The organism is Brevinematales bacterium (genome assembly GCA_026415355.1).
GTDB lineage: Bacteria > Spirochaetota > Brevinematia > DTOW01 > DTOW01 > SKYB106.
The window spans coordinates 80,843-95,727 of sequence record JAOAHF010000007.1 but is presented as its reverse complement, the minus strand read 5'-3'; the positions used below and the strand labels follow the sequence as shown (position 1 = coordinate 95,727).

Sequence of the window (14,885 nt, the reverse complement as noted above, 5' to 3'; positions counted from 1 at the left end):
GTAATAACCATACCATAATAGTTGTAGACAATAACTCAAGAGACAATGATAGAAAAATTTTAAGAACTTTTTTCAACGAATTACCAACCAGTACCATTATATACGAGAGTAAACTTCAAGACAAAGACTATTTACCCTCCATACTTATGAAAAATCCTAAATTCATCCTTATACTCCTAGACAATAACTATGGCTATGCTAAAGGCAATAACTTTGGGCTTAGGCTAGCAAAAAGAATGAATTTCTCTTATGCTATAATAAGTAATAACGATATAAAAATTGAGGAACCAGTAGTAGAAAGCCTTGTTAGAGTAATTCAGTCTTACAATGACGTAGCAATAGTTGGTCCTAAAATACTAGGTTTAGACGGTAAATCTCAAGGTCCTTTCAAAAAACCTGGAATAAAGGAATATATAATATACCCATTTTTTTATCCAATCTTATACCCCTTTCTGAAATTGAGAAGTATTATAATTAGCAAAATAAATAAAAACTCCGAACCCGAAGAAAAAGTAATATTTCCTTATAGGCTTATGGGTTGCTTTATGTTGGTAAATCTAGACATACTTGAAAAAGTTGATTTCTTTTCCGAAGAAACTTTTCTTTACGCAGAAGAACTCATACTAGCTGAAAAACTTGAAAAATTGGGCTACAAAACTGCCTATTATCCAAAGGTTAGTATACTTCACTTACACGGTGAAACAACAAAGTTATTAGGTTATAAGAAAATGTATTTCATGGACGTGGAGTCAAATATCATATATCTGAGAAACTATAGAAAGTATTCTGAAGTATTTATATCTTTGTTTAAACTTTCAAAGACATTTTATTTTTATTTTTGGATACCTATATTATCACTAATCCGGGTAATAAAAAACTTACTTCTCAAAAAAATATAATACCACTAGACTTTTTAAATATCGCTTTATCCTATGAGTTTTTGATATAACAGAATCTTGTTCTTTAGAATTTAGATTCTAAAGATGTCATCAATAAAGAAAAATTACATATATAATCTGTTGGTAAACTTTTCTAGCTTGTTCATTCCCCTAGTCACATTTCCTTATGCAACTAGAGTACTTGGCCCCGAAAGTATCGGTAAAGTGAATTTTGCTTCATCTGTTGTAGACTTCTTCACTGTATTCTTCCATTTCGGTATTTATCCATACAGTATTAGAGAGTTGTCAAAAGTAAGAGATAACCAAACACTTTTCAACAAAAGATTTTCTGAGTTAATTCTTATTAACACTTTGCTGGTGTTTTTATTACTGATCTTATTTATAATGACAGTAGAAATTTTTGACAAGTTTAAGTCTGAAAGACTACTTTTTTATGTTATAGGGTTGAATATACTTATATTCATATTAGGTTTTGACTGGCTCTTCATATCTCGAGAGAACTACTTCTATGTTTCAGTAAGAATGATAATAACTAGATTGATAGGTGTAGTCCTTCTTTTACTTCTAGTTACAAAAAAGCAGGATTACATTTTATACGCATTCCTAACTCTCTTCATAGGTGGATTGATATCATATCTCATAAACCCTTTATTCTATCGCAGGTACGCAAGCTTTAATCTATCAGAGATAAATTTATCCGAACATATCAAGCCTCTAGTTTTAACTTTGGTAGTAAGTTTTTTAGCTAGATTCTACTTAAACCTAGATGTAACTATTTTAGGATTTTTGTCTACATACGAAAGTGTTGGTTTTTACATTGTTGGATTAAAAATAGTGATGTTGGTTCAAAGTTTAGTTCTTTCTTTTTCTGGTGTTATTGCTCCCAGAATAGCTTACTATTCTGGATCAACGAATAAGGAAGAACTTAGGAACTTTATCAGAAAATCGATAGAGTTTTCTTGGTTTTTGACAGCTCCAATATTTTTTGGTATTCTCATACTTTCAAGAGAAATAGTAGTAGTTATATCTGGAACAGAGTTCATACCTTCTGTTACTGTATTAACTATTCTATCTGGTGTTTTACTCCTAACACCTTATATTTCTATATTTAGTCAGTACATGTACTATACAGGAAACGAGAAGAAATATATAAAGTTTGTAATAATCCCAACTATACTAGTCTCTTTAGTTATGTATGGTATATTGATACCCCATTACAATTACATAGGTGCTTGCATAGCTAGAATTGTTTCTGAAATAGTTCAGTTTATATTGTATGCTATTTCTGTAAAAGAAGTTGGCTTTAGAAATACCTTCCCACTGAAAAGTCTTAAGTATATAGGATTAGGATTAGTTATGTTCACAGTTTTAGCAATATTTGGCAAATTAGTAATAATAGATTCTCTGCTAATGAAAATTATTATTTATACCTTAATAGGTGGATTGATATATGTTGGTATAAACTTCATTACTAAAGATTACTTCGCAATGGAAATAATTAAATCCATTCACAGTTTCATATTTAGAAAGAATATATAAAAGTTTCTATTACTACCTCAGTATCATTAAACAAACGCTGTTAAGATAGACAAATCTTTTTCAGATAGCAAAAGTTCGAGTTATATTGATAGAAGAATTAATACTTAGAGTAAATCAAAACTTATTCCACAAAAAATAAAACCAACTATGAGATCAGTAATAAACTTACTTTTCATTACCCTGAAGTTCTGTATAACAACTTTTTCTAATGTTTATGTTAGTTTCTAAAGTCTGTAATAGTTATAAGAAAACCTACTAAATAATCTTATATCTGACTGATCTTACAAAGTAAATTTGGTTGAAATTTTTTCCTGAAAACGTCATACAAGATTGAAAATTGTCTACACAGATAATCAGAATTAAAAGAATGAAAATTAAGTTTGTCACTTTGATGGGGTTTACAGATTATGTTGATCTTGTAAAGCCACCGGGAATGATACCACTTAAAATGTCTCAGAAACATGGTTACAAATCATATATTGTTCTCCATAGGACAGATGACAAAAGATTTATAGATTATAAGAATGCTGTAAAGGGGTTGAAAGTTATCAAACTCAAAGACCGCGGCAAGAAGTTTAGGATTGATATATCTCTTCTTAAGTTCTTAGTACGAAATGCTAGGAATATAGATATCCTCCACAGGTTTCTATACACTATTGAAACTATGTTCTATGTCATACTTTACAAGATACTCAACCCTAAAGGTATAGCCTATGTAACACTAGATAATGATCTCTCAACTCTTAAAGACTATCCATACTCGCTATTACCCAAATATCCAGAAAGAAAACTTAGAAAGATTCTCAGAAACTTTTTTGTTCACAAGATTCTAGAACCGATTTTCTTGAGACTTGTAGATTTACTTTCAATACAGGTCGTTGATGGCTTGGAAATTCTTAGAAATATATACAAAAAGCATAGAGATAAATTCTTTTACCTACCTTACGGTATTGACGATGAATTTGTAAAACTGGAAAACATACAAGTTAAGAGCTTTGATCAGAAAGAAAACATAATACTCACTGTTGGTAGAATAGGCTCAAGACAGAAGAACAATGAAATGCTGTTCAATGCTTTGGAAAAGGTAGATTTGAAGAATTGGACTGTTATGATTGTTGGACAAATTGTTAATCCTGAATTTGAAAAGTTTCTTGAAGAATTTTTTCTCAGAAATTCACATCTCAAAGAAAAAATTGTCTTTAAGGGACACATTAGCGATAGAAAATCAATTTACAATCTTTACAATATATCAAGGATATATGTTCTAACATCCTTGTTTGAAGGTTTAAATCTATCAACAATAGAAGCAGGTTATTTTGCTAACTATCTGATTATTACGGATGTAACTGGTGCTAAGGATATAACAAACAATGGTGAATTTGGTGATATAGTTAGCATAAACGATGTAGACGGACTAGCTAGGAAACTCCAGTTTGCTATAGACAATCCAGATTATGTTATGGAAAAAGGAGAAAAAATAAGACAACACGTGCTGAAAAACTTCTTATGGGATAATATTATCGATTCGCTTGAAGACAAAATAAGAAGTACCTTAACTAGTAGAGGATATTAATTACTAAGTTTTGAATTAATGATATGTTAAACATAATCTCTAGTGCAAAGATCTGCTCTCTTCATACTCCCATGAAGTACTATAGATGGATCAGCATGGATACATAAAGTAGGATATCCCTTGACTAGTGATAGTCTACCCAACGTGTCTATAATTCTGTCAATAGGAAGCAATCTAATGCTAGGATTTTCAAGCAACATATTTGTGAAAGTTTTTACAGTCTTCGAACTTAACATATATGAGCAAGTAGTATTTGATAGTATTCTGTCAAAAAATATTTTGTCGCCATCTCTTTTTATGACTAACTTATCTATCTTTAATTTGCTCAGTTCAATACCATTTGCTAAGTCTACATAGATAATCTTATCATCTGTGTCTCTCACACAATCTCTTAAAAATTCTATCATATCCTTTATTTTATAAATGCTATCCTTATCCATCATGGCATCATCTTCAAACACTATTATGTAGTCATTATCTTCAGCCAAAATAGACCATAATCTCACATGCTTATCAGTTAGAATAATTTCAAAGTTAGCAACCTTTGAAAATCTAGATAACCCCATTTTTAGCAAATTGAACAACCTTGTCAACAAAAAATTGAATGATTTTAGTACGGGTAGTCTTATTTTTAGATACTTATGTAGAGATATCTGATATCTCCACATTACAAATTCTCTCTTTAGATGCCACATAAAACCATGATCCGAATTCACATCTGGTTGAAACGATACAGGTAAGAATTTAACTTCGTAGTATTCCTTCAAGAAGTTAACTAGTTCCAAAATTTTTGGTAGAGACAACTTATTCCTTCTATCATCATTGTTATGGATAAAACCTATGCCCACTCTAGGCTTCATATTCAGCATAATAATTGTTTCAGCTACAAATCTTCAACATTTCGTACTCTGAAGTCCATAAAAAAATGAGAAAAGTGATTAGATGATAAACAGTATCTTCTTGGACTACAAGAAAATTCTCAAAAGCAAACAGAAAGTAAATTCTCTGAAACAAGAAGGATGGTATTTTATTTTCAAAATAGTCATTACAAAACTAAGAAGTTTTCACTTTCAAGTGAATATGAAACTTTAAGCTCCACTCAAAATCAAGTTTTCTAAAGGCAAAAGCAGTAATTTACCCTATGAAAATTTCAATAATAACTATTATAACATCCTAGATTAGTTACAAATAGCAAAATCTACTTTACAGCACTGTAGTAAGCTTCAATAATCTTATCTACTATATTATCCCAATTCATCTCGGTTTCGACAAACTTCCTAGCATTACTACCAAGTTCCTTAACAACCTGAGGATTTTCTAAAAGAAACTTTATTGATGACTTCAAACCTTCCCTTATAGATGATACACTGCTTCCATCTATGAGTAGTCCATTATAACCATCTCTTACTATTTCAGGCAAGGCACCTACATTAGTTGCTATTACCGGTTTAGAAAAATAATATGCAACTCCAACAATACCACTCTGTGAAACTTCAGTGTAAGGTAAAACTACAACATCAGCCCACTTGTATAACATGCCTCCCTCATCCCATGGAATACGTCTCAACCTAAACTCAACAATATCCTTTAGAAGTTCGTTTTTTGAAAGTTCCATTATCTTGTCATACAACTCATTATAACCAAAACCTGATCCAAGCTTACCGGCAACTATAACTTTTAAGCTATTATACCCCTCTTTAACAAGTTCCAAGATTGTCTCAAGTAATAAATCAACTCCCTTCCTTGGAGCAACCCATCCAAAAAAGAGAATTTTTAGAAAATCCTTGTCTTTATCAACTAATTCTCTTCCCCTAGAATAGTATTCAAACAAAAGTGAATTATGATTTCCTATCGTTATTGAAAGAATATCTTTTTCATCAATTTTGTAGGTATCAACAAACTTGCCCTTAAGTATTTTACCATGCACGAATATCTTTTTTGATATTTTCCTCAAAATGTATCTTACCAAAATCCTCTTAAAGTTTTCATCACCTGGGTGAATTATAACATCATGAAAAGTTGTAAAAATTTTGGTTCTAAAAAATAAAGAAACTGCAAGTATCAATATCGAAACATTATCAACCCCATCATTGAAATGTATTATATCTGGCTTGAATCTACACACATCAAATACAACCTTTAATAATCCAAAAACATTTTTTGGAATCTTAAAAACCAAAAGATCCTTACTTATAACAGGAATAAATTCACTATATGTAGATTCTTTCAGAATGATTCCAACTTCTATTCCCTTTTTCAAGAGAGAATTAGCCATCTGAATAGAATAATCTTCAGGTATTCCAGAAGGAACAACTAAAACTCTCATAACCTACTCCTAGAAGCTAAATTAGGCTCAAATTCCAAAATCCCAAGAGCATGATGGTAATTCGTAGCAAAATATATCTTCCCGCATATCATTACATACAGAAGTATAAACAAAAAGACACAAAATAACGTAAACTACAAATAAAAACTCATTCAAAATAATACTCACAAAAACCATCAACCAACCAAACAAACACTTTTTTATCACTAAAAACATGGTTATGCATCATTTTAAAATAGTCAATCAAAAACATACCAATTCTACTATTCACTGCAAATACTACTGAATTAAGTTTATATACCAAAACTGTTTTTGCAAATTCGCAACTTGTTCTTCTCAGTAACCACATAATTTACACTAACGCAAAACAAAGGATTCTTTATAAACCCATAGATTTCATTCTTATCTAGAAAAAGAATTAAAGCAACATAAAAAATCATAACCTATGAAATGCCTTATTATTTTCTCAGGCAATACTATAAGTGGTGCAGAAATAGTACTCCAAGATTACCTAAAAAATAGGAAAGATCAAAATATCGAGTTCTACGCTGTATGTTCCAGCAAAAAGATAAAAGAGTTCCTCATAGAATCAGGTATAAAACCACAAAATGTAAATGTATCCATACTCCTATCTCAGCTAGGCATAACAAAGTCTAATCTCTTTGTAAAAGCGTTTTTGTTAATAACTAAAATAATTCTAGTTATCCTTGCCAAACTATACATACAGATCATATCCAAACTAAAAAGTATAGATGTAATACTAGGTAAAAATACATACGATGCACTGTACTTTCCACCTTTAAAGGGAAAAGTTAGAAATATACTCTACATCCACGACATACTAAAGAAAGACATAATCTCAAGATACATAAGAAAAATAATACAGAAAAAAGTCGATCACGTAATTGCAGTTTCAAATGAAGTAAAAAGTTCTCTAGGCAAAAAACTAGAAAATAAAGTATCTGTAGTTTATAACGGTACAAAAATATCAAATCAGATAGCACCACTAAAAACTACCTCAACTCCAAGATTAATATGGATAGGAAGTATAGAAAAACGTAAAAACCCCTTGGAATTCGTTCAAATGATAAACCAAATAACCTCAAAAACTCCAGAAATTAAAGGATTAATTATCTACAAATACTACCAAAAAGACTTACTTTCTGAACTACATAGAGAAATCTCTGATAAACCTTACATAGAAATTAAGCATAACCTAACAAGAGAAGAAGTTATAAACGAGATAAAAAACTCAACAGCAATAGTTATAACAAGTACAGAAGATCCACTACCCACAGTAATCCTAGAAAGCTATTCCCTAGGAATACCAGTTATATCAGCCAATAGAAGCGGAATGAGAGAAATGGTTATACACTACAAAACAGGTATCCTTTACAACTCAATAGAAGAAATAGTTAATTCATGGGAAGACATTTTACGATTCTTTATTCAGCAAAGAAGTGAAATAGTTCAAAACATACAACAACTTTTAACCTCAAAGTTCTCAATTGAAGAACAATTAACACAAATTGACAAAATTATTCTAGGATCTAATACATCAATTAGTTCTTCTTCAAATATTTGACAACAAATTCTTTAAACACATCAAAACTCCTAGCACCTATTATTCTCTCAACTATTTTACCTTCGTAGTTTATTATAAAAGTCGTTGGAATAGATGCTATTCCACCATAATAGTAGTTTAGGGTACCATCATCGTGCACTACTGGATAATTGAACTTGTATTTTTGGGAAAATATCTTAACAGAATCAACATATCTATCTAAAGAAACACCAACTATTATAAGCTTATCTTTGAATTCCTCCTGCAAGTTAATCAAGTCAGGTATTTCATACCTACATGGAGCACACCAAGTAGCCCAAAAGTTCACCATTATAAGTTTCTTACCAATGTGGTCTGCAAGATCTATATTTTTCCCATCTATGGTGGTAGCCTTGAATATAAAATGTGGATACTTCCCACCCTTTTGATTTTCTTTTGCGAATAAAGTCAAACTTAGAAACAATGAAACTATCACGATAAAATACTTAGTCATAGATACCTCCAACAGTATATAGTAATAAAAAATAATAATCTATCATATAAAATTCAAGCCAAAATCTAAAAACAAAATTTAAAACATAAATAATCTCAATAATGAATAAAAAATAACCAATAAAAGGATTTTTTAGTGCTCTTTAACGACACTATAATTCAAACATTAATTACGTGTTTTATTCAAGGAATAGAAACCAATCTAATATAAAAAATACTATTTTTCAAGTTCACCCCAACTCTTACCAAATCTGTACTCTACTAAAAGCGGTACTTTAAGATCTACACTTTTTTCAAGTATAGTTTTTATCATAGTAGAATAATTTTCTTCTTCTTTTTCAGGTAGTTCAACTATTATCTCATCGTGTACTTGAAGAAGCAGTTTTACAGAGGTATTCTTTATAGCGTTATACAACTTATTCATCGATATCTTAACTATCTCTGCTGCAGTACCCTGTATGGGAGTATTTATAGCAATCCTTTCAGATTTACCGAAATTCAGTTTATTCTCATCAAACTTCTTATTAACAAGCTCAGGTATTCTCCGAATTCTACCAAACATAGTCTCAACATAGCCTTTTTTAGATACAAACTCAAGAACACGAAATATGTATTCTTTTATACCTTTATATGTCTCAAAGTATTTCTGTATTATATCGCTTGCTTCCTGTATTGATACACCAAGTTGTTTTGAAAGTCCATAGGGGCTTATACCGTAAACAATACCAAAGTTTATTATTTTACCTATTCTCCTGTATGTAGAGTTCATATCTTCTGGTTTTATATGTAATACCTTCATTGCAGTTTCAGAGTGAATATCTCTGTTTTCTATAAAGTGTTCTATCAATAAAGGATCCCCAGAAAAATGTGCTAAAACTCTCAACTCTATCTGTGAGTAATCAAAACTACCAAGTAAGTTACCTTCATTTGCTATGAAAGCTAACCTTATCTTCTTACCAAGCCCATCTCTCACAGGTATGTTTTGTAAGTTTGGATTACTTGATGATAACCTACCAGTAGCAGTTATCGTCTGATTAAAAGACGTATGTACCCTACCAGTTGATTTTATTAAAAGATTTGGAAGCTCATCAACATACGTTGTTTTTAGTTTCGTAAGAGTTCTGTATTTCAGTATCTGCTCTACTATCTCGTGTTCTCCTAAAAGCTCCTCAAGTACTTCTTCATCCGTAGAGTATCCTGTTTTTGTCTTCTTAACAGGATTGAGTTTAAGTTTATCAAACAATATATAGGATATCTGTTTAGGAGAATTGACATTAAAATTTTCGCCAGCAAGATCAAATATTTTACTAGAAACTCTATTTATTTCTAAGTCAAGCTCTTTGCTAAGATTTTTAAGATACTCTACATCTACCTTTATACCGTTATACTCCATCTCCCCTAATACCTCGACAAGTGGCATCTCTATCTCATAAAACAGTTTTTTTAATTTCTCATTCTCTTCAAGCTTATTTGAAAAAAAGTTATACAACCTAAGAGTTATATCAGCATCCTCACAAGCATAATTAACAACATCTTCTATATTAGCGTTAAGTAAAGTATTAAATATACTTTCCTTCTTCCTAGTTACTTCTTCATATTTAAACTTTTTGTAATTTAAATACTCTTCAGCAAGTCTATCTAAATTATGTTGAGTTAACTCTGGTCTTATCGTATAAGATGCAATCATAGTGTCAAAAAATATATTTCTAACTGTCACTCCATACCTTTTCAAAATAACATATTCAAACTTTATGTTATGACCTATTTTCTTTATTCTCTCATCTTCACAAACCTTTATAATAAAATCCATTATATCACCATATATATCCTTAGCCACGGAATGCAAGATCGGAATGTAATACCCTATCCCTTCCTCGATAGATATAGCAATTCCTACTATCTTACACTCCATAAAGTGCTTTTCATCTGTCTCTATGTCTATGCACACATATCCTTTACTTAGTATCTCACCATAAAGTTCTTCGAGTTCTGACTTTCTAGTTATAAGTTTGTAATTATTATGTCTAGCAATGTTATCTAGAGATACAGAAGGTTCTGAAAATAAAGAAAGCTCACCATTACTTCTAGTAGATACCTTCAGCTGAGTTTCAGACATAATTTCGTTTAGTATAGATTTGAATTCATACTCCTTAAGAAGCTCTACTACTTTAGGTTTGCTAAAGTTACTCAAAGAAAATCTAGTTATAGGTATATCAATTTGCGCATCATTAAAAAGAGTTACAAGTTGCTTACTTAAAAATACATCTTCTCTACTTTGGATAAGCTTTTCTTTTACTCTACCCTCGATTTCATCAAGATTGGAGTATATGTTTTCTATGGTTTTATATTTTTGAATTAATAATGCTGAAGTTTTTTCTCCTATACCTTTAGCACCAGGTATGTTATCAACTTTGTCTCCCAGTAAAGCAAGATAATCAACAATATACTCAGGTTCAAAACCATTTTCAACTATAAAGCTGTTTCTATCTTTAACTTCATAATCAGACTTTGAAGGAGAAAATGAAATTACACGAACTTCCGGGAATTTAAGGAGCTGCAATAAGTCTTTATCACCCGAAACTATATAGATAGAATACTTACCAAAATACCTATTCACAAGTATTGATATTATATCATCCGATTCATAACCAGGTATTTCCACACACTCTATACCTGCTTCTCTCAAAAGATTAACAGTTCTCTTAACTTGTAATTTCAGATCTTCAGGTGCTTTTTCTCTATTAATCTTATAATTAGCATAAATACTATATCGTTTTGTTCTCTCTCTAGGACCATCTAAACAAAAAACCGCATTCTCAAACTTGAAATCCTTGTATAACCTAATAACTGTTCTCATAGCCCCAAATATTCCAGAAGTTATTTCTCCCTTAGAATTAACAAGATGCCTTCCTGAAAAACCAAAAAACGATCTATAAACTAAGTTGCTAGTATCGAACAAGAATAATTTCTCCATACAACCACCTTATCTTCCATCACCTAATATTATAACAGATAGATTTAAATCCAAAACATCTAAATCAGGAAAATAACTCGAAAACATAGAAACAAAAAAATACTCTCATTACATAATACATACTAAACAAATCGAAACATCCGTACAGTATCAATTACGCATTTTATCCTACTTGATACAAATAATCTTAACTTAGTCGTAAAGATGTTCAAAAAATCATTGTATACTTTGATAGACTAGGTATGAATAAGAATGAGTTTATCGAAGTACACTGAGACATTATATCTCCAAGGCCAAAGACGTACTCATTGAAATATGGAAAACATACTAAATTTACACTTCACAAGTTTCAGTTTCATATCACAAGTAATTTAAAATACGTGTCAAGTTAAAAGATTATAAGTGAAGCACTTCCTAACTATTATTTTATGAAGATCTTCGAAATAAAAATACTTCGACACTAAACTCTTTGAGTACGATGTTTATTAAAAGTTAGAAGAACATCCAAGAGATAACAAGAATAAAGTGGAATTAAATGCTCAAGGCTCTTAATGATAGATCTTAATAGAATAGCGGGTCTAGGAAAAATTGAAAGCATTTTTTACAAAGTCTCCAAGCATTATAAATTTTATATAACAGATGAAGATATTTTTGGAAATGCGTAGAGACATTTCTAGCTGAAAACAGAGGAGAAAAAGGTATTATCTACAATCAAGACAGATAATAAACTACCTAGGAAGTTATACAGAAAAACTGGATAAGACAAAAGATAAATTACTTGAAACAATAGGCAAAAAAGAATTTGAAAATACAGAGTTGCTATCGGATGATACAATATTCTTCAATGTAATAGGTATATCCTGAGTAGTTCTTTTCCAGTAAAAGTACAGAGAAATCTACAAAATTTACGCTCTAAATAAATAATGTGATTCATTTTAGTTTATCGATGAATTTCATTCTGGTTTCTATATACCTTACTAGCGATTTATAAGTCTCATCACCATATGTAGCCCTTATTTGTTTTTCATATTTGTAGACAATATCAACAAATTCTCGAAATACTTTTAAGAAAAGATACCTTGCGTAAAAGTTTCTTTCATCAAGCTTAAGTGCCTCTTCAAGTTTTAGCAAAGCATCATAATGTAACTTCCTCATATAATTAATCAAACCTTGCTTAGCTAATATCATACTTTTGTGTTTATCAATACTAATTCCCGTAAACTCAGAGAGTTCTTCAGATATAGAATACTTGAGTATAACTTCAAAGTTTTTAGACTTAGTATCCTCAGCAAATCTTCTGTGAAATTCTGCAAATTCAACAGACGACTTGTAATCATGCAATATTTCTCCTTTCTCGGTACTAACTAATTTTCTAAACTGCTCTGGCGTTAAAAAAAGCAAAGATTTTACATCATCAAAACTCATACCTATCACTGATAAATCCTCTTGGTGTGAATTTTTAAATTCAATTTCGCTAGTAGATTTTTTCCCAACAACAATAGTATAAACACCAGTTATAAAGAGCAAAGCATTAGGGAAAACACTTTGAATAGTTTTAAGTATAGATACAAAATCATATGTTTCAAGATTATGCACAGGAATCCACTGAGCAAACACTCCATCTGTTTTTAGTTTAGAATAAATAAGATTGTAGAACTCTTTTGTAAATAAAATCCAACTTTCAGATGACGCTGGATGTGTAGCATCCGCTATTATAATATCAAAAGTTTCCCTATGGGACTTTAGAAAATTTCTACCATCATCCTCAACAAAAACCCAATTCGTTTTTAAAAATACATTGTCATTATAACCTTTATAAAACGGTAGAGCAGAAATTACATCAGGACATATATCAACAACATAAACCTTCTGAGTCGAAACATGGCTTAAAACACTACTTAGTGTTATTCCACCTCCAAGAGCATTAACCATAATGTTTGAATTACTACCAGAAATCAAAAACGGCAAATTACCTAACATCTTAAAAGTAACAATAGAATCAAAATCATTTGGCACTTCGTCAATACCATTTATCTTCAAGAACCTGACTCCATTTACATCAAATATCCCTATGGTACCATACATACCCTCTTTGTAGAACTTAAGATCCCCTTTTATATCAAAAAAACCATTATAGTATTTGGTAAATGTTATTTCTCTTGGTAAAAATATAACTATTGAAGCTATTATTACACCTATTGTGCCTAGTACTTTATTAAACCCCATTTTAGCTATAACAACAAAACCAGAAATAAGATAGAGAAACGAAATCAAAACAATACTATTGCTAAACCCAAAGATAGGTATAATGAAGTAGGTAATTAATATTACTCCAACTATACTACCAAGAGTATTTATAGAGAGTATAGTCCCAGAAATACTTTGAGAATCACTTTCTTTTTCAGTAACTTTCCTAACAATACTAAAAACAGAAGGTACAACTATTCCTGATGATAAAGCAACAACACCAGCAGTTATAGAAACTAGAAAATATCTAGTTATCGTTAAAGTAATTGTTTCTGAAAACTTATTATCACCAAATAGAGTGAAAATTATATTACCAACCACATTAAAAATAGTACCCATCACAGAGTACGAGTTATTTAGAATATGGATAGCTAGAAAAAGATAAAAAGATGTAAAGAAAGAAATAGTAACAAGCAGATAAAAATCATTTCTCAGTACTCCAACTAAAGGTTTATGTAATAGTGATCCTAATGCTATTCCAAGGATAACAACAGAAAGAATAATCGAAAAAGAAAAAGTATTATTTGCTACGAAATATACAAGCAATCTATACCATATTATTTCGAGAGCCATTCCAGAAAATCCAAATAAAAATACAATCAAACTCATTCCCATTCCTATGTTTGCAAATTTAAGGTTCGTTTTCTGGATCTTGAATGAAGCAAGTTTCTCCTCAGATAAGTACAAAGCAGCCCAAAATACAAACACGTTAAGTGCCAAACCAATTAAAAACGTAGCACTAAGCCCTAAAAGATTTATAAAAAGTATTGATGTCAGAAACGCTCCTATGCTACCACCAAGTGCATTTATACCGTATATTTTTTCTATTTCATCGTTATCATAATTTTTTCTAAAATACTCGACAAGAATAGGTAAAGTTATCCCCATAGCAGTAGTAGGCACAAGTAGAATAACTGTTGACAATACAATTTTGACTAAAATGTAATTACCTAAGTTTGTATACAGATTATCAATAAACCCAAAAGCAATAAAGACCATTAATGTATATAGCCCTATAATTAACTCAAGATAACCGTAGAAAGAAAGATTATTTTTAGGCTTTATATATCGAGACACAAAATACCCTATTGCCAAACCTACCATGTAAGTTACAAGAATAACTACCGTCGAATGTATGAAAAGTCCAAATGTTAGGTTAAAAAGTCTATTTAGCGAAATTTGATAAAGAAGAGAACTAAAACCTGAAGTAAAAACAAGTAAAAAAATATAATACCTTTTCACCGACACAAATTTTAATTTTCCCATTTTAA

General features: G+C 30.5%; 9 protein-coding genes. 4 read left to right on the top strand and 5 right to left on the bottom strand.

Going from position 1 to position 14,885, the window contains the following annotated elements:
• The 3 genes from N2712_04020 to N2712_04010 form a co-directional block, all read left to right on the top strand.
• On the top strand, window positions 1-899 hold an 899-nt coding region (locus tag N2712_04020; protein ID MCX8029144.1), incomplete at its 5' end, for a glycosyltransferase family 2 protein.
• Window positions 900-983: 84 nt separating this feature from the next.
• Window positions 984-2,438, top strand: coding sequence for an oligosaccharide flippase family protein (locus tag N2712_04015; protein MCX8029143.1), 1,455 nt, complete (start codon window positions 984-986; stop codon window positions 2,436-2,438).
• Window positions 2,439-2,805: 367 nt separating this feature from the next.
• A complete protein-coding gene (locus N2712_04010; protein MCX8029142.1) occupies window positions 2,806-4,011 on the top strand; it encodes a glycosyltransferase family 4 protein in 1,206 nt (401 codons plus the stop codon).
• Window positions 4,012-4,037: 26 nt separating this feature from the next.
• Here N2712_04010 and N2712_04005 read toward each other — a convergent pair whose 3' ends face one another.
• Window positions 4,038-4,871, bottom strand: coding sequence for a glycosyltransferase family 25 protein (locus N2712_04005; protein MCX8029141.1), 834 nt, complete (start codon window positions 4,869-4,871; stop codon window positions 4,038-4,040).
• A 338-nt stretch (window positions 4,872-5,209) separates the two neighbouring features.
• A complete protein-coding gene (locus N2712_04000) occupies window positions 5,210-6,337 on the bottom strand; it encodes a glycosyltransferase family 4 protein (GenBank protein MCX8029140.1) in 1,128 nt (375 codons plus the stop codon).
• 445 nt (window positions 6,338-6,782) lie between these two features.
• Between N2712_04000 and N2712_03995 the strand changes: the two genes are divergently transcribed.
• Entirely contained in the window at window positions 6,783-7,922 is a 1,140-nt protein-coding gene (locus N2712_03995; protein ID MCX8029139.1) for a glycosyltransferase family 4 protein, read from the top strand.
• On the opposite strand, the gene N2712_03990 is transcribed toward N2712_03995, so the two are convergent.
• The 3 genes from N2712_03990 to N2712_03980 all read right to left on the bottom strand — a co-directional run bounded on the left by N2712_03990 (window position 7,900) and on the right by N2712_03980 (window position 14,880).
• Window positions 7,900-8,394, bottom strand: a complete 495-nt coding sequence (locus N2712_03990) for a TlpA family protein disulfide reductase (protein ID MCX8029138.1) — start codon at window positions 8,392-8,394, stop codon at window positions 7,900-7,902. The genes N2712_03995 and N2712_03990 overlap by 23 nt on opposite strands.
• 216 nt (window positions 8,395-8,610) lie before the next feature.
• Window positions 8,611-11,367, bottom strand: coding sequence for a DNA polymerase I (gene polA, locus N2712_03985; protein MCX8029137.1), 2,757 nt, complete (start codon window positions 11,365-11,367; stop codon window positions 8,611-8,613).
• A 930-nt stretch (window positions 11,368-12,297) separates the two neighbouring features.
• Complete coding sequence (locus tag N2712_03980) at window positions 12,298-14,880, bottom strand: fused MFS/spermidine synthase (protein MCX8029136.1); 2,583 nt, start codon at window positions 14,878-14,880, stop codon at window positions 12,298-12,300.
• Window positions 14,881-14,885: the final 5 nt, after the last annotated feature.